The 23,882-nt window shown below is 64.5% G+C and carries 20 protein-coding genes; 5 read left to right on the top strand and 15 right to left on the bottom strand.

The window, feature by feature from the left end; all coding sequences use genetic code 11:
- Positions 1 to 77: 77 nt before the first annotated feature.
- From ligK to G5S35_RS26945, 5 genes are all read right to left on the bottom strand, one after another.
- Positions 78 to 761 (bottom strand): 4-carboxy-4-hydroxy-2-oxoadipate aldolase/oxaloacetate decarboxylase, encoded by a 684-nt coding sequence (gene ligK / locus G5S35_RS26925; protein ID WP_065061047.1) that lies wholly within the window; start codon positions 759 to 761, stop codon positions 78 to 80.
- Positions 762 to 763: 2 nt separating this feature from the next.
- On the bottom strand, positions 764 to 1,789 hold the full coding sequence (locus G5S35_RS26930) for an amidohydrolase family protein (RefSeq protein WP_065060989.1): 1,026 nt from the start codon (positions 1,787 to 1,789) through the stop codon (positions 764 to 766).
- Between the two features lie 37 nt (positions 1,790 to 1,826).
- Positions 1,827 to 3,176, bottom strand: a complete 1,350-nt coding sequence (locus G5S35_RS26935; protein ID WP_065060990.1) for an MFS transporter — start codon at positions 3,174 to 3,176, stop codon at positions 1,827 to 1,829.
- 963 nt (positions 3,177 to 4,139) lie between these two features.
- Positions 4,140 to 4,760: an H-NS histone family protein gene (locus tag G5S35_RS40050; protein ID WP_269453904.1), complete on the bottom strand. Its 621-nt coding sequence runs from the start codon at positions 4,758 to 4,760 to the stop codon at positions 4,140 to 4,142.
- Positions 4,761 to 5,267: 507 nt separating this feature from the next.
- On the bottom strand, positions 5,268 to 5,462 hold the full coding sequence (locus G5S35_RS26945; protein ID WP_124263098.1) for a hypothetical protein: 195 nt from the start codon (positions 5,460 to 5,462) through the stop codon (positions 5,268 to 5,270).
- Positions 5,463 to 5,716: 254 nt separating this feature from the next.
- Here G5S35_RS26945 and G5S35_RS26950 point away from each other — a divergent pair, with 254 nt between their 5' ends.
- The 3 genes from G5S35_RS26950 to G5S35_RS26960 all read left to right on the top strand — a co-directional run bounded on the left by G5S35_RS26950 (position 5,717) and on the right by G5S35_RS26960 (position 7,752).
- The gene (locus G5S35_RS26950) at positions 5,717 to 5,995 is read left to right on the top strand and encodes a hypothetical protein (protein ID WP_124263097.1); all 279 of its coding nucleotides are present in this window, start codon (positions 5,717 to 5,719) and stop codon (positions 5,993 to 5,995) included.
- An 84-nt stretch (positions 5,996 to 6,079) separates the two neighbouring features.
- Positions 6,080 to 7,303, top strand: coding sequence for an MFS transporter (locus G5S35_RS26955; RefSeq protein WP_080180775.1), 1,224 nt, complete (start codon positions 6,080 to 6,082; stop codon positions 7,301 to 7,303).
- 68 nt (positions 7,304 to 7,371) lie between these two features.
- The gene (locus G5S35_RS26960; protein WP_065060994.1) at positions 7,372 to 7,752 is read left to right on the top strand and encodes a hypothetical protein; all 381 of its coding nucleotides are present in this window, start codon (positions 7,372 to 7,374) and stop codon (positions 7,750 to 7,752) included.
- Between the two features lie 65 nt (positions 7,753 to 7,817).
- On the opposite strand, the gene phbB is transcribed toward G5S35_RS26960, so the two are convergent.
- The 5 genes from phbB to G5S35_RS26985 form a co-directional block, all read right to left on the bottom strand.
- Entirely contained in the window at positions 7,818 to 8,561 is a 744-nt protein-coding gene (phbB, locus tag G5S35_RS26965; protein ID WP_176080895.1) for an acetoacetyl-CoA reductase, read from the bottom strand.
- 212 nt (positions 8,562 to 8,773) lie between these two features.
- Positions 8,774 to 9,955 carry an acetyl-CoA C-acetyltransferase gene (locus G5S35_RS26970; RefSeq protein WP_183039991.1) on the bottom strand — a complete coding sequence of 394 codons (1,182 nt, stop codon included), beginning with the start codon at positions 9,953 to 9,955 and terminating at the stop codon, positions 8,774 to 8,776.
- 203 nt (positions 9,956 to 10,158) lie between these two features.
- Positions 10,159 to 10,692: a TIGR01841 family phasin gene (phaP, locus tag G5S35_RS26975; RefSeq protein ID WP_183039992.1), complete on the bottom strand. Its 534-nt coding sequence runs from the start codon at positions 10,690 to 10,692 to the stop codon at positions 10,159 to 10,161.
- A 330-nt stretch (positions 10,693 to 11,022) separates the two neighbouring features.
- The gene (locus tag G5S35_RS26980) at positions 11,023 to 12,147 is read right to left on the bottom strand and encodes a porin (RefSeq protein WP_065061542.1); all 1,125 of its coding nucleotides are present in this window, start codon (positions 12,145 to 12,147) and stop codon (positions 11,023 to 11,025) included.
- A 195-nt stretch (positions 12,148 to 12,342) separates the two neighbouring features.
- A complete protein-coding gene (locus G5S35_RS26985) occupies positions 12,343 to 12,489 on the bottom strand; it encodes a hypothetical protein (protein WP_167371395.1) in 147 nt (48 codons plus the stop codon).
- A gap of 218 nt (positions 12,490 to 12,707) precedes the next feature.
- Between G5S35_RS26985 and G5S35_RS26990 the strand changes: the two genes are divergently transcribed.
- Positions 12,708 to 15,158 carry a DNA polymerase II gene (locus G5S35_RS26990; RefSeq protein ID WP_183039993.1) on the top strand — a complete coding sequence of 817 codons (2,451 nt, stop codon included), beginning with the start codon at positions 12,708 to 12,710 and terminating at the stop codon, positions 15,156 to 15,158.
- A gap of 18 nt (positions 15,159 to 15,176) precedes the next feature.
- On the opposite strand, the gene G5S35_RS26995 is transcribed toward G5S35_RS26990, so the two are convergent.
- The 5 genes from G5S35_RS26995 to G5S35_RS27015 all read right to left on the bottom strand — a co-directional run bounded on the left by G5S35_RS26995 (position 15,177) and on the right by G5S35_RS27015 (position 22,025).
- A complete protein-coding gene (locus G5S35_RS26995) occupies positions 15,177 to 15,776 on the bottom strand; it encodes a GNAT family N-acetyltransferase (protein ID WP_074981866.1) in 600 nt (199 codons plus the stop codon).
- Positions 15,773 to 17,797, bottom strand: coding sequence for a heavy metal translocating P-type ATPase (locus G5S35_RS27000; RefSeq protein WP_237181737.1), 2,025 nt, complete (start codon positions 17,795 to 17,797; stop codon positions 15,773 to 15,775). Before G5S35_RS27000 ends, G5S35_RS26995 begins: the two co-directional genes overlap by 4 nt.
- Complete coding sequence (gene hflK / locus G5S35_RS27005; protein WP_183039994.1) at positions 17,794 to 18,828, bottom strand: protease modulator HflK; 1,035 nt, start codon at positions 18,826 to 18,828, stop codon at positions 17,794 to 17,796. Before hflK ends, G5S35_RS27000 begins: the two co-directional genes overlap by 4 nt.
- Positions 18,825 to 19,892, bottom strand: coding sequence for a protease modulator HflC (gene hflC, locus G5S35_RS27010; protein ID WP_124263345.1), 1,068 nt, complete (start codon positions 19,890 to 19,892; stop codon positions 18,825 to 18,827). Before hflC ends, hflK begins: the two co-directional genes overlap by 4 nt.
- A 78-nt stretch (positions 19,893 to 19,970) precedes the next feature.
- Positions 19,971 to 22,025 (bottom strand): SPFH domain-containing protein, encoded by a 2,055-nt coding sequence (locus G5S35_RS27015; protein WP_237181739.1) that lies wholly within the window; start codon positions 22,023 to 22,025, stop codon positions 19,971 to 19,973.
- Positions 22,026 to 22,383: 358 nt separating this feature from the next.
- Here G5S35_RS27015 and G5S35_RS27020 point away from each other — a divergent pair, with 358 nt between their 5' ends.
- Positions 22,384 to 23,814: a sensor domain-containing diguanylate cyclase gene (locus G5S35_RS27020; protein WP_183039995.1), complete on the top strand. Its 1,431-nt coding sequence runs from the start codon at positions 22,384 to 22,386 to the stop codon at positions 23,812 to 23,814.
- Positions 23,815 to 23,882: the final 68 nt, after the last annotated feature.

Genomic DNA, 23,882 nt, shown 5'->3' on the forward strand with positions numbered 1-23,882 from the left:
ACCTGCCTGATGCCGTGCCTCACTTGCCTGCATGCGCCGAAGCGCTACGACAACCGCGACAACCCAGCGAAAACCACTCAGTCGATATAGCGCAGCCCGAGCTTTTCGAGCGGCTCGCGCATCTTGTACATGTCGAGGCCGAGCACGCCCGAAGCGAGCTTCGCGCGTTTTTCGCCTTCGAACGATTCGCGTGCGATGGCTTTATCGAGCGTATCGACGGCCTTCGCCGACGGCACCACGACCACGCCGTCGTTATCGGCCACGATCACGTCGCCCGGATTCACGAGCGCGCCCGCGCACACCACGGGAATATTGACCGAGCCGAGCGTCGCCTTGATGCAGCCCTTCGACGAAATGGCCTTGCTCCACACCGGGAAGCCCATTTCCTGCAGCACGCTCACGTCGCGCACGCCGCCGTCGATGATCAGCGCACGCGCGCCGCGCGCCTTGAAGCTGGTCGCCAGCAGGTCGCCGAAATAACCGTCGGTGCATTCGGCCGTGATGGCCGCGACCACGATGTCGCCGGGCTGAATCTGCTCGGCGGCCACGTGCATCATCCAGTTGTCGCCGGGATGCAGCAGCACCGTCACGGCCGTGCCGCTCACCGGCGCGCCCGCGTAGATCGGCCGCATATACGGCTTCATCAGGCCGACGCGGCCCATGGCTTCGTGCACGGTCGCGCTGCCCAGCGCGCCGAGTTCGTCCGCCGCGCGGCGTTCCGCGCGGGCGATGTTGCGATACACCACTCCGAGTTCAGTCATGTTCAACGTCCTTGTGCCTTGAGCGTGGCGTCGAGGCGCGAATACACGCGACGCGCATTGCCTTCGTAAATCTTGTAGCGCTGGTCCGGGTTCATGTCCGCGGCTTCCACGTAGCGCTTCGTATCGTCGAAATAATGGCCCGTTTGCGGATCGATGCCGCGCACCGCGCCGATCATTTCGCTGGCGAACAGAATGTTGTCGACCGGAATCACCTTCGTCAGCAGGTCGATGCCCGGCTGGTGATACACGCAGGTGTCGAAGAAAATGTTTTTCAGCAGATGCTCTTCGAGCAGCGGCTTTTTCATTTCCTGCGCGAGACCGCGGAAACGGCCCCAGTGATACGGCACCGCGCCGCCGCCGTGCGGAATCACGAATTTCAGCGTGGGGAAATCGCGGAACAGATCCGACGTGAGGCATTGCATGAACGCCGTCGTGTCCGCGTTCAGATAATGCGCGCCGGTGGTGTGGAAGCACGCGTTGCAGCTCGTGCTCACGTGCACCATCGCCGGAATGTCGTACTCGACCATTTTCTCGTAGATCGGATACCACGAGCGGTCGGAGAGCGGCGGGCTCGTCCAGTGGCCGCCCGAGGGATCCGGATTCAGATTGATCGCGACATTGCCGTACTGCTCCACGCACTTCACGAGTTCGGGAATACAGGTGGCGACATCCACGCCGGGGCTTTGCGGCAGCATCGCGGCTGGAATGAAATGCTCCGGAAACAGCTGGCTCACGCGGTAGCACAGCTCGTTGCAGATCGCGGCCCACGTAGCGGAGACTTCGTAATCGCCGATGTGGTGCGCCATGAAACTGGCCCGCGGGCTGAACACCGTGAGGTCGAGGCCGCGCTCGCGCATCAGGCGCAACTGGTTCTGCTCGATCGACTCGCGCAGCTCGTCGTCGCTGATCTTCAGCTCGGAGACGGACGGCATCTCCGACGGGCTGTTGATGCCCGCGATCTGGCGGTTGCGCCACGTTTCCAGCGCCTTGGGAGCGGTCGTGTAGTGACCGTGGATGTCAATGATCATCAGTATTCCGTACTACATGAAAAATTCTTGAAACGGTTCAATGCGAGGCGCCCACCGTCGCGTTCGCCGCCGCCACGCTCGTACGCTGCGCGAACAGGATCGCGATGGCTGCGAGCACCGCCGGCACCGCCAGCGTCGCGAGAATCGACTCGAAACCCCAGCCGAGACCGAGCAGCGCACCGCCGATCGCCGAGCCGAAAATGCTGCCGAAACGGCCCATGCCCAGCATCCAGCTCACGCCCGTGGCGCGCGCCTGGGTCGGATAACGGCCCGGGGCAAAAGCATTCAACCCCGTCTGCGCGCCGCTCATGCAGAAGCCCGCAGCAAACACCAGCATCGTCAAGCTCGACGACAGCGCGCCCACCGACGCCACCGCCAGCACGCACAGCCCGCCGCCCACGTAAGCCGCGCTGATCACCGGCGCGGGACGCGTCTTGTCCATCAGCCAGCCGACGATCACCGCACCGATCGTGCCGCCGATCTGGAACATCGCCGTCACGTTGGCCGCGACCGTCACCGAAAGGCCCGCGTCCTTGATCAGCGTCGGCAGCCAGCCCGTCAGCAGATAAATCACCAGCAGGCCCATGAAATACGTCACCCACAACAGCAGCGTCATCGCGCCATAGCCCTGCGAGAACAGGATGCCGATGGGCTTGCGCGACGGCACCGGCGGCTCGTTCGAGATGAAGCGCTCCTCACCCGTGAAGCGGCCTTCGCAGACGCGGTTCAGGATCTGCGCGATCCGCGCCGAGGCCGCACCACGCACCGCCAGCAGACGCGCCGATTCCGGCAGCAGCCACAGATGCAGCGGGATCATCACCAGCGGCAACGCACCGCCGACGATCAGCACCGCACGCCAGCCGTGCGTCGGAATCAGCCAGCCCGCGACGAAACCAATCAGCGCCGAGCCCAGATTGAAGCCCGTGAACATGATGGTGATCATCAGCGCGCGCTTGCGTTGCGGCGCGTACTCCGACAGCAGCGTCGTCGTGTTCGGCATCGCCGCGCCGAGACCGATACCGGTCAGCAGACGCAGCACGGCCATTTCAGTCGGCGTGCTCGTGAACGCTGTCGCGATCGTGAAGATCCCGAAGACGAAAATCGACGACAGCAACACCACCTTGCGCCCGAAGCGGTCCGACGACGGACCCGCCACCAGCGCGCCAATCACGAGGCCGAGCGGCGCCGCGCTCATGACGAGGCCAAACGCGGGGCGGGAAATCGCCCATTCGTGAAGAATCGGCGGCGCGACGAAACCCATGATCGCCACGTCCATGCCGTCCGCCGTCACCACGAGAAAACACAGTGCGACCAGCAACCACTGGTACGCCGTAATCTTCTGCTCGTCGATGAAGGCCTTGATGTCGATAACCCTGCTCCCCGCCATTGCCTCGTCTCCTCTGTCATGGCGGTGCTGCCCGCACATTCGTGCTACGCGCACCGCGAATTCATCTTGTCTAGCCGCGCTCGCCGGATTTTCCGGTCGATTGGCGCTGACAATAAGGAGACCGCCGACCCGAGGCTACTACGGGTTAACCACAAGTCAAGCGGCCGAACGTGGAATGCAAGGGGCAGCGCGACGCTTTCCGCGCCAGGCTTGCAAGCCTGAAAGGCAAGCCGCATAAGGCCTGGCGCGGCTTGCGGCGGATCACAGCGCGGTGCCCGAACGCAGTGGCGCGCGAACCAGTCGATAAACGAAACAGATGGGGATTGCAAGACTTCGCAATCGGGCTCCGCGCGGGGGCATGAAATCGGAGAAACCCGCTGAATTCGATCGAAGGGCGTGCGGGTGTCCGTGCGGCCGGGTGGAGATCGTCTGTCGAAAGCGTAGGTGAAAACGATCAGGCGGGCACGGCGAGCGCCTGTCGGCCGGACTAACGACAGGCGCATGAAAGCGAACGCCTTGCGATCGAAGGCGCTTGAATCGTTCGGAAAACTGATCAAATATGTGCCGCCTTTAGCCAACTGGCGATGCAGTAACGTGTTCGTACGAAGTCAGGCGAATTAAAACGCGCCTGGGGAAAAACGGTTCGGCTTCCGCGAGTCGCCCAACTTTTGGCGCGCGAGTTTTCTCGTCGCGCGATTCAGGGCTAACTGGAAATGTAGGGAAATCGAGTGGAATTGGCGCAGTGCAGCAGAATGCACCACGCGATTGCAGATTGCAGATTGGAGGAGCGGAAGATAAACCGACTCGCTGTTGAAGTTAGCTGTTGATGTTAGCTGTTGAACTGAGCGGTCGAAACGATCAAGCGGTGAAGCGGTAAAGGAATTAACGACCGTAGCCGGCATTGCGCCATCGAAAAGCGAAGCAGCGCTCCGCCAGCCACGGTTATTCGACCACCATGTGGCTTTATTCTGCAGCCGCTGCCGGTGCTGCAGCAGTCGTTGCCGCCTTTGCAGCCGTCTTGCGCGGCGCACCGCGCTTTTTCGCAGCGACGGTCTTGCGTGCGCGCGTGGCGCCAGCCGGTGCTGCTGCGCGACGGCCAGCGGCCTTCTTCGCTGCAACCGGCTTCTTGGCAGCAGCGCGTTTTGCTGGTGCTTTCTTTGCTGCGGCGGCCTTGCTTTCCACCGCGCCGGCGATCAGGAATTTCGAGCGGTCTTTCACGTCGCGAATCCAGGCCGGTGCACGGCCACGGCCGGTCCACGTTGCGCCCGTTTTCGGGTCGGCGTATTTCGGCGCGACCGGCGCGCTTGCACGCCGCGTTTTAACGACGCCGTTCGCGGCCTTGACGCCCGGCTTGCGACCGCGCCTTTTCCCGACAAAGCTTTCGATATCGACGAGGCTCAAGCCATGCTTGTGCATCAGATCGCGAATTTTCGCGAGGCCGACCGAAGTCTGCTTTTCCGCAATGGCGGTCGCCTGCTTCTGGAGTTTTGCAATTTTCGAGTTGATCGAGTCGAGCGTAACCATTCTTCCCTCCCTGTCAGGAATGCGTCTGCCGGCTCTGCCTGAAAAAGACTTCTTTGGCATCTCGAAGTTTGGCCGGAGACATTGTGGCGATATCATTGCGCCACGCAGATTATGAAGGCAAATCGGCAACACATGCAAATTGCGTGTCCGTATTCGATCAATAGACGGGCTGAAATTGACTTTTTCGCCACGAAAATCTTTCGAACGCTTTCACCACAAGCTAACAGCGAACGAAATACCCAGTCATTTTTCTCTTCGCATGCCATGTCGTGCGCTTGATGAAGCCGGTCCGCAGTTTCAAAAATTGAAACATACGACGCTTGTGCATGCGCTTGCGCAGGCTTCTATCGCCGCGAAAAAAGTGCTGCGCCGTCTTTGCCGCATTTTTCATGCAAGACCGGCATCGTGATTTCGACTATCGGTAGTCGCGCACGTCTGCGGTTGTGTTTTTCTTTTAAGAACGATGATCCGCCAGGACGCCAATGGCCGCCAAGGGCGATTCGATTCGCGCTTGAGTGGCGTGGCGAAATGAAGCGATCGATACCGTCGATCGCGACTTCGCAATCGTCATCGCACACGATAAGCGGTTGCGATTGAAGCGCGTTTTTGCACCGGCTTGTGCGCCTGGCCGTTCATCTGATAGCGCGTGGCAAAAGTGAAGCGACGATCACGTGAAGGCACAAGATCTGCGCCTTCCAGCCCAGAATACCCATCGAGGCACACCGCTTCATGCGCACATTTTTTGGCAAACGGGATCGTCATTGTCTACAAATCATATAATGACGCGAAGAACTGTCCTTCGCGGACGCTTTCCATCGCCGAACGCAAGCTCACGCAACAGCCGATCAGCGCCGCGTCGCGCCGCACGATCACCACCAAGAACGCACGCTGCGTCTCGGTGTGAAAGCGATTTGCCGTTTCGTTTGCGCGCAATATAGTCAGTTGCATATCGGTGGCGAACGAAGCCGGACTCGATACACCCCACATCCGAGATGTCGGCCAACGAGCGCTGATTCGTGATCGCGGATGCGGCGTTGTCATGCGCGAACGTGCAACAGGTGATACGCTGCGAACCGGTCTCATCTGAAAGATGGCAAACCGCCGGGCAATACACCGGCAACATCACTGGCCAAATCACCGGCCAAATCACCGACCGAACCAAACTGACCGAACGCCCACTGAACCGCTCAACGCCCGCTCGCGGTCACCCAAAGCTTTCGTCTGCGCATTCGCTTCACACCGTCTTTTTGCTTGCTTTTTTGCACTTGATTTGTGCATTTATTTTGTTCATTTAACCTGCAGCCTCCGTCAACCCGCTTTCCACCACGCCAAATGGGCAAATCGCCCATCCAGTACGCAATAAGTCTTTAGAAAAATTCATGAGTGCCTCTGCAGAAACCCCTGTTCGGGAAGAACACGTCGAGCGCGTCGTGGCGCCGATCGAGCCGCCGCACGGGCTCGGCATCGCCGAACTGTCGCTTGCCCTGGGCGGATTCGCCATCGGCACCGCCGAATTCGCCGCGATGGGCATCCTGCCCGAAATGGCCGGCGATCTGCACGTATCGATTCCGCAAGCGGGCCATATGATCAGCGCGTATGCGGCGGGCGTGGTCGTCGGCGCGCCGTTGATCACCGTGTTGCTCGCGAGAATGCCGCGGCGCGCGCTGCTGATTCTGCTGATGCTGCTTTACGCGATCGGCAATGGCGCGAGCGCGATTTTCCACAGCTACTCGCTCGTGCTCGTGAGCCGCTTTATTGCCGGTCTGCCGCACGGCGCGTATTTCGGCCTCGCCGCGCTCGCCGCCGCCGCGCTCGTGCCGCCGCACAAACGCGGCGCGGCCATCGGCAAGGTCATGTTGGGACTGAGCGTCGCGAATGTGATTGGCGTGCCGGTCGCCACCTGGCTCGGTCAGGGCCTCGGCTGGCAGGCGTGTTTCGCGGCGGTGGCGATCATCGCGCTCGTCACGGCGGGCATGATCGCGTGGTCGGTGCCGGCATTGCCGATGTCGAACAAGGCGAGCCCGCTGACCGAACTCGGCGCGCTCGGCCGCCCGCAAGTGCTGCTCACGCTGCTCGCCTCGGCGGTCGGCTTCGGCGGCATTTTCTCGGTTTATAGCTATGTGGCGTCCACGCTCACCGAAGTCACGCACGTCGCCAGCTATCACGTGCCGTGGGCGCTTGCGCTGATCGGCGTTGGCATGATTCTCGGCAATATGGCCTGCGGCTGGCTCGCCGACCGCTGGCTCAAGCGCACCATGTTCGGCATGTACGCGTTCACGGCGGTCATCCTGCTCGTGTTCGTGGTCGCCGCGCCGCATCTCTGGGCGATGCTGCCGATTCTGTTCTGCGTGGGCTTCGGTTCCGCCTGCACGCCGGCGTTCCAGTCGCGCCTGATGGACGTGGCCGGGGACGCGCAATCGCTCGCCGCCGCGCTCAATCACAGCGCGTTCAATATCGCCAATGCGCTCGGCGCGTGGCTCGGCGGCATTGTGATCGCGATGGGTTTCGGCTGGATCGCGACCGGCTGGGTGGGCGCGATTCTCGCGGTGCTCGGCATCGCCGTGTTGATGGTGTCGTTCTCGCTCGACCGCAAGGCGGCCTGAGCGGCGCGATCACGTATGATGTTTCGCGAGGTCCCGCTCGTGGCGGGACCGTCGAGGAACCGAACACCATGCCGTCTTCCATCCGCAATTCGCTGGTCTGGATTTTCGACGCCTTCGAGCGCGAACCGAATTACGTCCGCAAGCTGATGTTCGGCTGCGACGCCGCCTATCTCGACGGCCTGCTCTGTCTGATTGCCGCCGATCGCGGCGAGCCCTGGAGCGGCATGCTCGTGTGCACGTCGAAAGACCGTCACGCGGCGCTGATCGACGCGATTCCGGCGCTGCGCCCGCATCCCGTGCTCGGGAAATGGCTGTATATCTCGCAGGCCGACCCGGCCTTCGAAACGGTCGTGGAGGAGTTGACGGCCCTCGTGCTCGCGCGCGATGAGCGCGTGGGCGTCGAGCCCAAGCCGCGTAATCGCAGCCGCAAGAGCCTGTTGCCGAAATAATGGCGCAACGGACAACGCGCGCACCACGGCGCGCGTTGTCTTCACTTCAATACTGCATCACTGCGTCACTGCATGTGCTGGCCGCCGTTGATCGGAATATTCGCGCCGGTCACGAAACCTGCGTCGTCCGAACACAGAAACAGCACGAGCGCCGCCACTTCGTCCGGATTGCCGAGACGGCCCATCGGAATTTGCGGCAGGATCTTCGAATCGAGAATGTCCTGCGGAATCGCGGTGACCATTTTCGTCGCGAGATAACCCGGCGAAATCGTATTCACCGTCACGCCCTTGCGCGCCACTTCCAGCGCGAGCGATTTGGTGAAACCGTGCATACCGGCTTTCGCGGCCGCGTAATTGGTCTGTCCCACCGCCCCCTTCGACCCGTTCACCGACGAAATATTGATGATGCGCCCCCACGCGCGCTCCACCATGCCGTCGCACAAGGGCTTCGAGATATTGAAGATCGAATCGAGATTGGTGCGCAGCACCGCGTCCCAGTTCACCTTGTCGAGCTTGCGGAACGTCATGTCGCGCGTGATGCCGGCGTTGTTCACCAGAATGTCGATCGGACCGATTTCGCTCTGAATCTTGTCGGCGCCGCGCTGGCACGAATCGTAATCCGCCACGTCCATCGCATACGCATGAAATCCGCGGCCCGCCGACTCCATGCGCGACAGCCAGTCCTTCGCTCCGGCGTTATCGGGTGAATGCGTGACGACGACCTTGTAGCCCGCGTCGTGCAGGCGCACGCTGATCGCCTCGCCAAGACCGCCCATTCCACCCGTTACCAATGCAATACGATTAGTCATCCTGTATATCCGCGAGAGTCATACTTCATATAATGGCGTGACACCACTCGATGGTTCGTCACGTTGTTCGTTGCCCGGCAAGCGTCGTGTGTGTGGGGACGCCGCAAGCAAGCGCGCGCGGGTTTTACTAACGTCTGATATTGCGCGAACACTTTTTTGGGGCCCGCCGGCACGCCGGCGCCGTGCGGGACCCCATCAACCTTAAAGGTGGATCAGCCGCGCTCGAGCGCGAGCGCCACGCCCATGCCGCCGCCAATGCACAGCGATGCCAGACCGCGCTTCGCGTCGCGGCGCTGCATTTCGTGCAGCAGCGTCACCAGAATCCGGCAACCCGACGCGCCGATCGGATGGCCGATCGCAATCGCGCCACCGTTCACGTTGATCTTCGACGTGTCCCAGCCCATCTGCTTGTTCACCGCGAGCGCCTGCGCCGCGAACGCCTCGTTGATCTCCATGAGATCGAGGTCGCTCGCCGACCAGCCCGCACGTTCCAGGCAGCGCTTCGACGCCGGTACCGGACCGATGCCCATCACCTTCGGATCGACGCCCGCGCTCGCGTACGCCTTGATGCGCGCGAGCGGCTTCAAACCGAGTTCTTCGGCCTTCTTCGCCGACATCACGACCACCGCCGCCGCGCCGTCGTTGATCCCCGACGCATTCGCCGCCGTCACCGTGCCTTCTTTCGCGAACGCGGGCTTCAGGCTCGCGAGCGATTCCGCCGTCACGCCATGACGCACGAATTCATCGGTCTTGAACACGAGCGGATCACCCTTGCGCTGCGGAATTTCGACCGGCACGATTTCGTCGTCGAACCGACCGGCCTTCTGCGCGGCTTCCGCCTTGTTCTGCGAGGCTGCGGCGAACGCGTCCTGTTCCTCGCGCGTGATGCCGTATTCCTTCGCGACGTTCTCGGCCGTGACGCCCATGTGGTACTGGTTGTACACGTCCCACAGGCCGTCGACGATCATGCTGTCGATCAGCTTCGCATCGCCCATGCGGAAGCCGTCGCGCGAGCCCGGCAGCACATGCGGCGCCGCGCTCATGTTTTCCTGACCGCCCGCCACGACGATCTCTGCGTCGCCCGCGATGATCGCGTTCGCGGCCAGCATCACCGCTTTCAGGCCCGAACCGCAGACCTTGTTGATCGTCATCGCAGGCACGGCCGCCGGCAGACCCGCCTTGATCGAAGCCTGACGCGCCACGTTCTGGCCCGAACCGGCCGTCAGCACCTGCCCCAGAATCACGTCGCTGACCTGCTCGGGCTTCAGTCCCGCGCGCTCCAGCGCCGCCTTGATGACGATGGCACCCAGATCCGGCGCCGCCACCTTCGCGAGCGAGCCACCGAACTTGCCTACCGCGGTGCGGGCGGCCGAAACGATCACAATCTCAGTCATTATCCATTCCTGCGTTAGAAGTACTCACGAAATCCGCGATGCATATTCACGCTGATCGAACGACCCACCACGCATGCGATGACATGATCGACGCAGCGGTTTGAGGTCTTATCACATGCGAATGACGAATCGGTGAAACCGCGAAAGACGCTGAGCACACGACGTCGTGCGCAGCGTCATTCCGCGTGACGTAAAGCGAAGGATTATTGTTTGGCGGCCGCGCTGGCCGTGGCGGCGGCCGTGTCGAATTGACCTTGCGTCGCTTCGATGGCCTGACGGGTCATGCCGCGAATGCTCTCGGCAGCATTGCCGAACGCGGAAAACGTGGAGCGCATGGCCGCGATAAAGGCTTCCGAACCCGCGGGTGCATGCTTTGAGAATTGATCGGTCAACGCCTTCAGGCCGCGCTCTTGCTGCGTGGCCTGCGCTTGCACGACTTCGGTCCATGCGGCTTGAGTCTTCGTGGCGATGTCGAATAGATGGCGGCTATACGAGAGGCTTTTCGCGGCCAGTTGCTGCGAGGCGCTCACTTGCTGCGTGAAGAATTCCACCGGGCTGCCGGTTTGCAAGGCGCCCTTGAACGCGGCTTCGTTCTCGTTGAGCGCCGCGCGCGCTGCCTGCATGTTGAGCGCGATCACGGCTTCCGCGCCTTGCCATGCGGGCGTGATCAGAGCAAACCAGGTCGCGACGCCGGATGCGTAATTGGCGCGAAGATGCTCGGGTGCGGAAACAGTCATCGACGATGCTCCATGATTAGAAATGCTAAATGGATTGACTAAATGGCGCATCCGAAAAGCGGCCCGGAACGTAGCGTTCGATCTCTCATTTCAGCGGCCTGCTCGATTCGCGGCGCCATTTAGAGATTTGATTCTAAGCCAGAAATTTAACAATTTTGTGCAACACGGAATTAGGTATTAACCCTGGTGTATTCGGGATGGGTTTATTTTTTGCGGTTGTCAGGCAAATAAAGAATAGCCCTTGAATACAGGCTAAAACGTATTAGCGAGCGTTGAACGGCCCAATACCGCAGCCGGACAACGCATCGCCATGGGTTGGAGGTCAGACGATCAGAAGCCGTGAATTATTGCGATGCGATAAATCATCTGGTTTTCTCCAGACGAAATATCGGCCGAACCCGGAATGTTCGCGTAGTCGAATTGGGTACCGGTGTGGGCGCTCACTGCATGCTGCCATGCGCCTTCGAGATAAACGGACGTACGCGACGAGAGGTCGTAATTGAGCTTGAGGCTCACCTGATGCCATTTCGGGCGGAAGCTGCCCACGTTCGAGGTGAGATTCGCCTGGGTGTAGGTGTACGCGCCGCCGAGATACAGCGCGTGCGTGAAGTGATAGAGCGCATTGACTTCGACGTTGTCGAACTTCCACGCGTGCCACGTGCCGCCCGCGGGCTGCGTCGAGCCGCCGTCGGACGTGAAATAGGCGTTAGCGGTCGGATCGTAGACATCGACATGCGAATACGCAATGCCGAGCAGCCAGTCCGCAAACGCGTAATTCACGCCCACGCCGATATTCTGCTGCGACGACGCACTGAACGTGCTGTCGTCGGAGACTGCGCCCGAGGTGGTGCCGGGGTGATTCAGCTTCAAATACGACGCCGCGACCGTCAAGCCGCCGTGCACGTATTGCGCGGCGAAGCCATAAAGGCGGTTATCCGCGAATCCGCCTGCCTGATTGCTGAACGCATACATGGCTTCCGCGCTGAATCCGCGGTAGGTCGGCGAAACGTATTTGACAGCGTTATTCGCGCGAAATGAGTAGTCGGTGTTGTCGTTGTCGTAGGGGTGCGCAAAGATGTAGCCGGTCCAGTTGCCGTTGGCCGTCGTCGGCGAAAACATGTCGACGCTCGGATCGTACTGGCGGCCCAGCGTCAGCGTGCCGTACTGGTCGGATGCGATGCCCACCCATGCCTGACGCCCGAACTCGCGGCCGCCCTGGCTATTGCGCCCGGTATTCACGTCGAAGCCGTTTTCGATCTGGAAGATCGCGTGCGTGCCGCCGCCGAGATCCTCGCTGCCCTTCAATCCCCAGCGGCTACCGTAGTCATACCCGCTTTCCAGTTGATACGCGCTTTGGCCCCGGGCGTTGCTCGTGTAATTGAGCCCGTCCTCGATCTTGCCGTACAGCGTCACGCTGCTTTGTGCGTGGGCCGCACCGCTCGCGACCAGCGCCATGAACAGCAGGCCGCCGCTCTTTCCCCATGTTCTTGCGTACAAATCCGATCTCCCCGATTCAATGGGAACGGCACGGCGCGCAAGCCGTGTCGATCCGTTGTTGATGAAGGGAGGAGTGTCGAATACCGAAATTTTCGCACTAAGTGCTTGTGCGAGAAGAGACCTTTGCGAGATCCGGTGGAATCAACGCGTCCTTCAGCGCGGCTGCGCGACCGATGCGATCGCATCGCGACGCACTTTGTCGATGTACTTGCCCAGCGCGACCGTGGAAATCACGCCCACGGCGAGCGTGATGGCGAAAGCGGCGAGATGCTCGAGCGGCGAGTTGTGATGATTGAACATGTGCGTGGCTCCGTTGTGCGTCGTTAAGCGCGCTGCGTTTTGGGCGGCTGCATCAATCCGAGGCGGACGAGCACGCAGCGCAAAGTAATCTATGTCGGCATCCGGACAGGCTGTGTCCGGATGCGCGAACGCGTTCGGACACAGCTGCTGCACGCTGCCGTCGCCCGGCTTGCGCCGCGCCGCACATCCGCACGTCCGCCGCCGCACGCAGCGGTACAATGCCTGCAATCCAAGCAGGCCTGCGGGTACGGGACGTGAGCGAGTTTCAGGGTGAATTGACGGCGGGCGCCGATGCCGACGCGCAGGCGAGTTTGAACGAAGGCTTCATCCTCACCCGCCATTGGCGCGACACGCCCACGCATACCGAAGTCGACTTCTGGCTGGCCACGCCCACGGGGCCGCGCCAGTTGCGCCTGCGCGCGCAAACCTCGGTGGCCTTCGTGCCCGTCGAGCAGCAGGACGCGGCACGCGCTGAATTCGACGCAAAACCCGGCGTGGAATGGCGCCCGCTCGCATTGAAGGACTTCCATCAGCGGCCCGTGTTCGGGCTTTACGCGCGGCAGTATCGGCAATTGTCCAGCGCGGCGAAGCGGCTCGCGAAAGCGGGCGTGAATATCTACGAAGCCGATATTCAGCCGCCCGACCGCTACATGATGGAGCGTTTCATCACCGCGCCCGTGCTGTTTCGCGGCACGCCCGACGCGCGCGGCGTGCTGATCGACGGCGAGATGAAACCTGCGAGCGATTATCGCCCCGCGTTGAAACTCGTGTCGCTCGATATTGAAACCAGCGCGCGCGGCGAACTGTATTCGATCGCGCTCGAGGGTTGCGGACAACGTCAGGTGTATATGCTCGCGCCCGAAAATGGCGACGCGAGCGGGCTCGATTTCGATTTCGAGTATTGCGACACCCGAGCGCAGATGCTGGAGCGCCTGAATGCGTGGATGGCGCTGCACGATCCCGATGCGATTATCGGCTGGAATCTCGTGCAATTCGATTTGCGCGTGCTGCACGAACATTCGCGTCAATATGGTGTGCCATTGCGCCTCGGCCGCGGTGGCGCCGTCATGGAATGGCGCGAGCACAGTATCAATCAGAATCACTATTTCGCTGCGGCGGCGGGCCGATTGATTATCGACGGCATCGAGGCCCTGCGTTCCGCGACCTGGAGTTTTCCGTCGTTCAGCCTCGAATCGGTGTCGCAAACGCTGCTGGGCGAAGGCAAGTCGATCGACAATCCGTATCAGCGCATGGACGAAATCCAGCGCCGCTTCGACGAGGATAAACCCGCGCTCGCGCGCTACAACCTCAAAGACTGCGAACTCGTTACGCGCATCTTCGAGAAAACCGAATTGATGGCGTTTTTGCTGGAACGCGCCTCGGTTACGGGCTTGCCCGTGGATCGCAGTGGCGGTTCGGTCGCGGCTTTCACGCATCTGTATTTGCCGCGCATGCATCGGCTCGGTTATGTCGCGCCCAATCTCGGCGACATCGTGGGCGAAAACAGCCCCGGCGGTTTCGTGATGGATTCGCGGCCCGGCATTTACGATTCGGTGCTCGTGCTCGATTACAAGAGCCTGTATCCGTCGATTATCCGCACGTTTCTGATCGATCCGGTCGGGCTGATCGAAGGCTTGCGTCAGCCCGGCGACGAGGCCTCAGTGCCCGGCTTTCTCGGCGCGCGTTTTTCGCGCACGATGCACTGTCTGCCCGAAATCGTGCGGCAGGTCTGGGAAGGCCGCGAACAGGCCAAGCGCATGAAAAACGCGCCGCTTTCGCAGGCGCTCAAGATCATCATGAACGCGTTTTACGGCGTGCTCGGTTCGACGGGTTGCCGTTTTTTCGATCCGCGCCTCGCCTCGTCGATCACCATGCGCGGCCACGAAATCATGCGTAAAACGCGTGAATTAATCGAGTCGCAAGGTTACGACGTGATTTACGGCGATACCGATTCGACCTTCGTCTGGCTCAAGCGCGCGCATTCGGAAGAGGACGCCACGCGCACGGGCCGCGAACTGGTCGCGCACGTCAACGCCTGGTGGGAAGCGCATTTGCAGACGCGCTTCGGTCTGGAAAGCGCACTCGAATTGCAATTCGAGCGTCATTATTCGCGCTTTCTGATGCCCACGGTGCGCGGCGCCGAGGAAGGCAGCAAGAAGCGTTATGCGGGCCTGTCGCGCGCGAAAGACGGCAGCGAAGAAATCGTGTTCAAGGGACTCGAAACCGTACGCACCGACTGGACGCCGCTCGCACAACAATTCCAGCGCGAACTGTATCGCCGCGTATTTCAGCGCGAGCCGTACGCCGACTATATTCGCGACTATGTGCAGCAGACCTTGCGCGGCGAATTCGATGACCAGTTGGTGTTTCGCAAACGGCTGCGCCGCCCGCTCAGCGAGTATCAGCGCAATGTGCCGCCACATGTGCGCGCCGCGCGTGTCGCCGACGAGTTCAATCGCCAGCTCGGCCGCCCGCTGCAATATCAGAATGGCGGCTGGATCAGCTACGTGATGACCACGGCCGGTCCCGAACCGCTCGAAACGCTCAGTTCGCCGCTCGATTACGCGTTCTATCTCTCGCGTCAGTTGCAGCCGGTCGCCGATGCGATTCTGCCGTTCCTGCGCGAAGAATTCGAAACCGTGATTTCCGGCCAGGCGAGTCTCTTCTAGTTTCCGAATTCACGCAGATTAACGCGACTTCAAACGCGCTTTGAGATTCGCCCGCACGTCCGGCCATTCGTCGTCGATGATGGAAAAGCGCACGGAATTGCGTTTGCGTCCATCGGGCATGATGCGTTCGTGGCGTACGATGCCTTCCTGTTTCGCGCCGATGCGCAAAATAGCCGCGCGCGATTTCTCGTTCAATTCGTCGGTGGTGAATTGCACGCGCACACACTGCAACGTGTCGAACGCATAAGTCAGCAGCAGATATTTCGCCTCGGTATTCGCCGCCGAGCGTTGCATCGACGCCGAGAGCCACGTATGGCCGATTTCGAGTTTGCGATTCGCGCGGTCGAGTTTCCAGAAGCGCGTGCTGCCAATCACACGCCCCGTCGCGCGCTGCACGATCGCGAACGGCATGACGGTGCCTGCGCGCTCGCCTTCAAGCGCCTTGTCGATATAGGCGTCGGCGGTGCCCGGTCCCGGCACCAAGGTCACTTTGAGATTCCAGAGTTGGCCGTCGGCGGCGGCATCGATCAGGGCACTCGCGTCATCCGCGCGCAGAGGACGCAGTTCGACGATGTCGCCCGTCAGCGTCGGCGTTGAATGGGAAGACGTGTCGTTCATGATGGTTCGTGTGTTGGCGTTCGGCGCGAGGTAGCGTGCTGTTCGTGGTCCTCGCGGCGCAGCAGGCGGCCCGCGTTCGCGATCACGACGAACGTGCCTACGTTATGCAGGATCGCCGTCGCCACCGCACCCAATGCGCCCAGCGCCGCCAGCGCGATCACGGCCACCGTCCACGTCAAGCCGATCGCGGCGTTGGCCGTGGCGATGCGGCGACAGCGGCGGCCCAGCCGGATGCAGTCGGGCAGGCGGCGCAGATCGTCGGCGAGCAACACCACGTCGGCGGACGCCACGGCGATGTCGGTGCCGCGCTCGCCCATCGCCACGCTCGTCGAGCCCGCCTTGATCGCGAGCACGTCGTTCAGGCCGTCGCCGACCACGAGCGGATGATGCCCCGCGTCGATCTCGCGCAGCACGTAATCGAGCTTGTCGTGCGGCAGCGCCTGCGCCACCACAGTCGCGATGCCGACCTGCGCCGCCAGCTTGTGCGCTACGTCCGCGCGGTCGCCGGTCACGAGCGCTTCGCGTGCGATGCCGAGCGCGCGCAGATCGGCGAGCGCCTCGCGCGCCTCGGCGCGCAAGGTATCCGCGAAACCGAACCACGCGAGCAGCTTGCCGTTTTGCACGATACCCGCGCGCGGGCCGTCGAATTCAGCGGGCGCGGACGGCAGCGCATCCACGTATTGCGCGAGCAGTTCGTCGCGGCCCAATACGGCTTCGCCGTTGCGCGTGTTCGCGTGCACGCCGAGGCCGCGAAGCTCGCGCAGATCGTGCACGTCCTGCGCCTGCGCTTCGGCTTCCGCATTCAGACCGTCGCGCACCAGCGCGCGACACACCGGATGCGCGCTGCCTTGCGCGAGCCGCACGGCCAGCGCGCGCGCCCGCGCTTCATTCACGCCAGGCTGCCACGCGATCTGCGTGACGCGCAGCTCGCCGTGCGTGAGCGTGCCGGTCTTGTCGATCACGAGCGAATCGATCTCGGCGATCTTGTCGAGAAAAGCCGCGTTGCGAAACAGCATGCCGCGCCGCGCGCCCGCCGCGATGCCCGCAATGGCCGTCGCCGGGGCGGCCAGCACGAGCGCGCACGGGCAAGCCGCGACGATCACCGCGAGCATCGCCGACGCGTTCGCGCTCACGAACCAGACAATCGCCGCGATCAGCAACACGAGCGCGAGATATGCATCCATATAGCGTTCGAGCGCCTGCGTGATGGGCGGCTTCGCGGCTTCCGCGCGCTGCATCAACTCGACGACCTTGCCGAGCGTCGACGCCTCGCCCACCTGCGTGACCTCCACGCGCAGCGGTCCGTCGAGATTGATCGCGCCGCCGTAGACGCTCGCGCCTTCGGCGGCGTCCTGCGGCAGCGACTCGCCGGTGATCGGGCCGTTGTCGACGCTCGACCGGCCTTCGCGCACGCACCCGTCGGCGGGAATGCGTGCGCCCGGCAGCACGTCGACGAGATCGCCGGGACGCAGCGCGTCGTACGCGACTTCCTCGATGGCGCCCGTCGCGCTCACGCGCCGCACGATGCCCGAGGTAAGCCGTCCGAGCGCGCGGATCGCTTCCTGCGAGCCGAGCACGCTGCGTTCTTCGAGCGCGTGGCCGAAGGTCATCACGATGGGCAGCAGCGCGGCGGTCGTCATGTCGCCGACGGCCCACGCGCCCAGCATCGCGAGCGCGATCAGGCGGTCTGTCACGCCGTGCAGACTTGGCGACTTGAGGCTGTGCCACGCACCTGCGAACACCGGCGGCGCGACGACGATCGAAGCGGCCGCCGCGAGCAATTGCGCGAGCGTCGTATCGCCCTGAACGAGATGCGGCCACGCGAGCGAGAGCAGCAGCAAACCGCCCGAGATCAGCGCGAGCAGCGTGTGGCGCGTGATCGCGCGGCGCTCCTCGGCGGACATCGCGAGGCCGGGCGCGAGGTGATCGGCGTGGGCTTCGTGCGTATGGTGAGGCGCCGCGTACGGGTCGAGGCTCGCTTCTTCGCGTTCGAGCGCTTCCGTTTGCGTATTCATCGTCATGGCGCGCGTCCCGGCAATACGAGGCTCGACGCGTCGTTCGGATCGAGCGTCGTCACGCGCGCGGCCCTGGCCAGCACGGCCTGCACGCGCTCGCGATACGCACGCGCCACCAGCCCCGGATCGTGATCCTGCGCGAGCGCCGCTTCGAGCTGCGCGATCGTCGAGGTTTCGGATTGCGCCGTCGCCACGCGTTCGGCGGCGCTCGCCTGCGCATCCTGCACGATGCGGTCGGCGTTCTGCTGCGCGCCCTGGCGCGTTTTCTCCGCGATCGTGCGCGCCTTCGCGACATCGCGTTCGGCGTTCTGCATCGACGTCAGCACCGCATTGAACGCATCGATCGCCGAGCCCGGAAACGACGCCTGCACGTCCACGCGCGCGACTTCGATGCCGAGGCTCGCATGCGCGGCCGCGAGCGCATCGAGATGACGCTGGATCGCGCGCGCGAGATCGCCGCGCAACTGTTCGCGGCGCACGGCCATCTGTTGATCGGCGGCCACCATTTCGGGGCGCGCGACGAGAATCGCGTCGAGGTCGCGCTGCGCCGTCGTCTCCACGACCGCCGCGCTGACGATGCGTTCGAGCGCGTCGTCGAGATGATCGAGTTGCAGCGCGTAGGCGTAGGGATCGGCGACGCGATAGAACAGCGTCGCGCTCACCTGCACCACGCCGCTGTCGCCGGTCAGCACGTAGCCCGAACCGGCGAGCGCGTCGCTGTCGAGGCCGGGCGTGGCGCTCGCGCGCGGATCGCGCGACAGCGACACGATGCGCCGCTCCAGCACGCGCTCGCTGCCCGGCACGAGCAGCACGCTCTCGAACGGACGTGGCCACGCCACGAGCAGGCCCGCGCCCTGGCTGCGCGCGAACGCGCCGAAACGCGTGACCACCGCGCTGCTGTCCGCCGGAATGCGGCGCACGTTCGAGGTCGCCCACGCGAGCGCGGCCAGCACCGCCAGCACGGCGACGAACCAGAACGCCAGGCGCACGGCCTGGGCGCCGGGTCCGAGCGCGGGGAAGTCGTCGCGTGTGCTCATCGGGCCTTTCCAGCGGCTTTGGCGCTCGCGTGCGTCGGCGGCGCCGTGAAGGTCGTGCTCGCGCCGCCCAGTCCCGGCGGCCCTTGCACGAGCGCGCGGAACGGCGCGGCGTCGGTGCGCAGAATCAGATTCGTGTTCGTATTGACGACCGACCCGAGCGTGTCGAGCGAGCGCAGCATCGTATAAAGCTGCGGATCGGCGGCGTAGCTCTTGCCGTAGATCGCGGCCGCGTCCTTGCGCGATTGCGCTTCGAGTTCGGCGGCCTTCACGTTGGCGTCGGCGATCAGCACGCGCGCGTCGCGGTCGGCGTCGGAGCGGATCTGTGCCGCTTCGCGCGCGCCTTGCGCCGTGCGCTGCGCGGCCACGGTCTCGCGCTCGGCGCGCATGCGCTCGACGGTCGCCGCGAGCGTCACGGCGGGCAGCGTGAGCTTCTCCAGCCCGACCTGCGTGACGTGCACGCCATACGCGGTGTACACCTGCGCATCGACCTGACGGCGCAGCTGCTCCTCGAATTCGGGGATATGAACCTGCGTGGGATCGGTATTCACCAGCGAGGCGAGATCGAAACCCGCCGACGTCGTCTGCAACGCGGAGCCCACCAGCGAGCGGATCTGCCGCGCCGCTTCGTCGGGCTCGTTGCGCACCGCGCGCACGAAGCGGCCGATGTCGTTCGCGTTCTCCGGCACGCGCCACGCCACGTACGCCTGCACGATGATGCGCAGACCGTCGCGCGTGCCCACGTCCTGCAAGCCGCTCGACGTCGTATGCAGACGCAGATCGACGGGCACCGCCGCTTCGATCGGCGCGGGCCAGCGCCACGCGAGGCCCGGCTTGAGCAACACGCGCACGGGATCGCCGAAACGCGTGACCACCGTGGCCTCGCCTTCGCGCACCTGCACGAAGCTCGCGACCACGAGCGCGATCAGCACGCAGAGCGCGGCCAGCGTCACGCGCAGCACGAAACGCGGGCGCGGCGCGGGCGCGCCCGCCGCGCCGTGCGCGTGGCCGTGATGACCGTGATGATGATGTGAATGCGCATCGCCGTGCGCGTGATAGTGGCCCACGTTCAAATACCCTTGCTCAAGGTTCGCTCAAGTTTGAACCGGTTGATCCGGTCGAATGCCCGCTCAATGTCGCGCCGCTCACCATGCCGGCCTCACGCCCGCCGCCGCCGTGGCCGGCGTGAACGTGCGCAGGTCGATGGTCGCGCGGTTGCCGCTCGCGAGGCGGTCGTCGATGATCGTCACGCTCGCGTTTTGCAGGCCTTTTTGCAGGCGATGCAGGTAATACTCGAACGCGAACGCGGGGCCGCCGAGGCCTTGCGCGATCACGTCGGCGTCGAAATCGATCTGTTGCACGCGGGCGGCGGCGAGCGTGTCGGCGGCATCGGCGCTGCCTTGCGCCACCGCTTCGATCGCCTGCTGCTGCGCGCCGCCGAGCGTGGCCGCCGCGAAGCCGCGCGCTTGCACCACGCTCGCCTGCGCGCGAATCTGCGCCGCCTGCACGCCGTGATAGGCCGCCGCCGCGCCCGCCGGCGGATGCACGCTCTCGATCACCACCGCCATCACTTCGATGCCGCTCGCGAGACGGTCCAGCTCGCCCTGCACGCTCGCGCGCAGCGTGTTCGCCATCGCGGTCTGCGGCGTGTCGATCAGCGACTGCAAGGTGCGCGAGGCGAGATAGCGCACCACGGCGCGGTTCGCGATTGCGCGCACGGTTTCGTCCATATCGACGGCGCGATAGAGCGCCGCGCGCGCCGCCGCGTCCGAGAGCGCGATGCGGTAGTCGAGGCGCACATCGGCGCTCACGACCTGGAAGGCCTGCTGATCGCCGCTCGTGCCCGCGATCACCTGAGTGGTTTCCCACGGATGCGCGACGTCCCAGAGGCGGTTGAGCTGATCGGGCGGCGCGGCGTCGGCGGCGACGGGCGGCGCGGCCTGGCTCGCATCGTTCGCGCTGCCCGAGACGATCAGTTGATGCACCGCGCCGTTGTCGATCACGCGCGTGCGCCCGAACGGCCAGGGCAAGCCGACGTGCAAGCCCGGTTGCCAGACGGCGACCGGCGCGCCGAAGCGCTCGTACACGGCGCGCTGATCCGGCCCGAGCACGGCGACGCCGCCCAGCAGCCAGCCGAGCACGACCACGGTCGCGATCGCGGCGGGCAGCAGGCGCACGAAACTTTGCAGCGCCCAGTTCTGGCGCAGATCGATGCCGTAACGCATGCGCAACTGCGCGCTCAGCGCCGCGAAGGGCCGCGCCTCGACGCGCAGCGCATTCGCGAGCGCGCTGTGCAGCAACCCCGTATCCGATGACGATGACGACGCCGGTCCCGCAACGAACGCGGCCCACACCGAACGCGCCGCCAGCTCGACAGCGACGAGGCCGCTCAGCACGGCGACGAGACGCACGAGCCAGGTCAGCGCCTCGCCCGTCTGCGCGAACCAGGCCGCGCCCGCCGCCGCGCTCAACGACGCGACGAGGATCACGCGCAGCAGGCCGGCCAGCGCAGCGGGTTCGCGCGAATCCTGTGCGGCTTGTGACGCTTGCGCCGCTTGCGCCGCTAGCGAAGCGCGATGCGTCTGCACGCGTTCGGCGTACAGCGCCGCGAACGCCAGCAGCAACGCCGCCACGCCCGCGACGAGCAACGGCGCGTGCGAGCCGGCCGACGCGGCAACAGACGCATCGGCCATATTGGAGAGATCGGCGGAAATGGAAACCGTCGCGGCACCCGGCGCGGGCATCGTCCACGCGAACACCGCGAGCGCAATCGACACGAGCGCGCCAAACGGCACGACGGCGGGCCGCCACGGCAATGCGCGCAACAAGGCTTGCCACTGCGCGCGCTCATCGTCGGCGGATGAGGCTTCGTGCTGCGCGGCGGCGGCCTTCGAGCGGTCATGCCGGAACGCGAGACGCGCGAGTTGCAGCAGCGTCTTCCAGAGCGGCGTGCTCGCGTGCCTACGCTGCATGGCGAGACGCGTGCCGATCACCGCGAGCAGCAGGTTCAGACACGCACTCGCCAGCACCGCGCACGCACGCGCATCGATCATGAGACGCGGCGCGAGCATGGCGGCAAGCGCGAGCCCGGTCCACACGACGACGAGTCCCGCTGCGCAGCCGGCCAGCTTCGCATGACCCGCGCGGGCGGCCAGGCCGTACCCGGCGTCGCGGTTGTCGCGCGCTGCGCGATGCACCATCGGCAATCCTTACATGGAAATTACGGAGATCGGGCGCGCAAACGTTGTCTATTCACGCGCCCCGAAACGCGCGCCCAATGTAGCGCGCTCGTTAAGGAAACTCAACATTAATAGACCGCCGCTGAAGCCGTGAGCGCGTGTCAAAACGGTCCGCATGCATCGCTGAACGGGCATCGCGTTCACGTACGACAGCGCGCTATCGACGCACTTTCGGCGCACTTTCGGCGCACAATAGCCGAGGCGGTGCGGGGGACAGGCAGGACTCGAATTCAAGCGGACGGCAAGCAGGCGATGGGCGGTTCGAGCGCCTGTGCGAGGCTGTCGTCATCGACGCTCAATCCAACATCGGCCATACGCTATGGACGGCTTGCTGATCGGACCGGCAACACGCAGGCAGGCGATCGCCGCAGCGCTCTGCGCGCTCGCGATCCTGCTCGCGCTCGCCCTCGCCGCGCCCCGCGCGCGCGATGCGCTGCCGCCCGTCGCGCCCTTCATGCCGATGTGCGCGCTCACCGTCTTCACCACGTCGGGCATCGCCGCCTTTCTGCTCGGCGGGCGTTTCGCGGCCACGCGCCTGCCGATGCTCGGCGCGCTCGGCGGCGCCTACGCGTTCACGGCCATCGCCGTCGCGCTCCAGCTCCTGATGTTTCCTGGCGTGTTCACGCGCAGCGGCCTGCTCGGCGCGGGGCCGCACAGCGCCGCGTGGATGTGGGTGTTCTGGCACGCGGGCTTCCCGGTCTTCGTGATCGTCGCGGCAAGCGTGCGCAACCGCGCGAACGCCGTGACATCGTCGATGGCGACGGCGTCGACCTTTGGCGGCGCGCGCGGCTGGCTGCTCGTGGCCGGTCCCGCCGTGCTCGCAGCGCTGCTCGGCGTCCTCGTGATCCAGGTCGATTTCGCGCAGCCGTGGCCGGTGGCGCACGTCGCCGCGCCAGGCGGGTTGAGCGTTCAGGGCAATCCGCTTGCGGCGCACGCCGTGGGCATCGTCATCGGCGTGCTGAATCTGGCGGCCATCGCGGTCGTGCTGCTCAAGGGGCGGCTGCGGCTCGTGCTCGATCTGTGGATCGTGGTGGCGCTGCTCGCCTCGTTCGTCGATGTCGCGCTCAACACGCTGAGCGTCGAACGCTTCACCCTGGGCTGGTACCTTGCGCGCGTGTTCAGCATGTTCGCGCCGGGCGTGCTGGTGTGCGTGCTGGTCTGGGAAGTGACCGCGCTCTACCGGCGGCTCGCGCAGGAGCACGCCTCGCTCGTGCACAGCTCGGCGCACGATGCGCTCACGCGCATCTACAACCGCAGCTATTTCGACGAGCAGTTCCGCCGCGAGGTCGAGCAGGCGGCGCGCGCGGACCGGCCGCTGTCGCTGGTGATGATCGACGTCGATCACTTCAAGCAGTACAACGACGCCTACGGCCATCTGCACGGCGACGCCTGTCTCGGCGCGGTGGCGGGCGCGCTCGCGAGCACGCTGCGGCGGCCCGGCGAATTCGTCGCGCGCTACGGCGGCGAGGAGTTTGCGCTGGTCCTGCCCGATACCCCCGCCGACGAAGCGGGCACCATCGCCGAACGCGCCCGCGCGGCGGTGGCGCGGCTCGCGATCGCCGCGCCGAGCCCGGACGGCCACGTGACGGTAAGCGCGGGCTGCGCGACCCGCAGTCCCTTGCCCGTCACCGTCGACGACACGCCGAACGCCGGCGCCCTCGCACTCATCGAAGCCGCCGACGCCGCGCTCTACGCGGCCAAGCGCGCCGGTCGCAACCGCATCGCGCGCGCGGACGCGAGCCTCGCCTGAGGACGTTTGCGTGACGATCGCGCTGCCTCATCGCCGCCGTCGATTCACCGCGCATGACGCGATTTCCC

Origin of the sequence: Paraburkholderia tropica (assembly GCF_014171495.1) — a bacterium.
GTDB classification, from domain to species: Bacteria; Pseudomonadota; Gammaproteobacteria; order Burkholderiales; family Burkholderiaceae; genus Paraburkholderia; species Paraburkholderia tropica.

Coding starts and splice junctions, on each gene's coding strand:
- ligK (WP_065061047.1), bottom strand. CDS start 761: ATGACTGAACTCGGAGTGGTGTATCGCAACATCGCCCGCGCGGAACGC.
- G5S35_RS26930 (WP_065060989.1), bottom strand. CDS start 1,789: ATGATCATTGACATCCACGGTCACTACACGACCGCTCCCAAGGCGCTG.
- G5S35_RS26935 (WP_065060990.1), bottom strand. CDS start 3,176: ATGGCGGGGAGCAGGGTTATCGACATCAAGGCCTTCATCGACGAGCAG.
- G5S35_RS40050 (WP_269453904.1), bottom strand. CDS start 4,760: ATGCCAAAGAAGTCTTTTTCAGGCAGAGCCGGCAGACGCATTCCTGAC.
- G5S35_RS26945 (WP_124263098.1), bottom strand. CDS start 5,462: ATGACGATCCCGTTTGCCAAAAAATGTGCGCATGAAGCGGTGTGCCTC.
- G5S35_RS26955 (WP_080180775.1), top strand. CDS start 6,080: ATGAGTGCCTCTGCAGAAACCCCTGTTCGGGAAGAACACGTCGAGCGC.
- G5S35_RS26960 (WP_065060994.1), top strand. CDS start 7,372: ATGCCGTCTTCCATCCGCAATTCGCTGGTCTGGATTTTCGACGCCTTC.
- phbB (WP_176080895.1), bottom strand. CDS start 8,561: ATGACTAATCGTATTGCATTGGTAACGGGTGGAATGGGCGGTCTTGGC.
- G5S35_RS26970 (WP_183039991.1), bottom strand. CDS start 9,955: ATGACTGAGATTGTGATCGTTTCGGCCGCCCGCACCGCGGTAGGCAAG.
- phaP (WP_183039992.1), bottom strand. CDS start 10,692: ATGACTGTTTCCGCACCCGAGCATCTTCGCGCCAATTACGCATCCGGC.
- G5S35_RS26980 (WP_065061542.1), bottom strand. CDS start 12,147: ATGGCGCTGGTCGCGAGCGGTGCGGCCCACGCACAAAGCAGCGTGACG.
- G5S35_RS26985 (WP_167371395.1), bottom strand. CDS start 12,489: ATGTTCAATCATCACAACTCGCCGCTCGAGCATCTCGCCGCTTTCGCC.
- G5S35_RS26990 (WP_183039993.1), top strand. CDS start 12,708: ATGCCTGCAATCCAAGCAGGCCTGCGGGTACGGGACGTGAGCGAGTTT.
- G5S35_RS26995 (WP_074981866.1), bottom strand. CDS start 15,776: ATGAACGACACGTCTTCCCATTCAACGCCGACGCTGACGGGCGACATC.
- G5S35_RS27000 (WP_237181737.1), bottom strand. CDS start 17,797: ATGACGATGAATACGCAAACGGAAGCGCTCGAACGCGAAGAAGCGAGC.
- hflK (WP_183039994.1), bottom strand. CDS start 18,828: ATGAGCACACGCGACGACTTCCCCGCGCTCGGACCCGGCGCCCAGGCC.
- G5S35_RS27015 (WP_237181739.1), bottom strand. CDS start 22,025: ATGGTGCATCGCGCAGCGCGCGACAACCGCGACGCCGGGTACGGCCTG.
- G5S35_RS27020 (WP_183039995.1), top strand. CDS start 22,384: ATGGACGGCTTGCTGATCGGACCGGCAACACGCAGGCAGGCGATCGCC.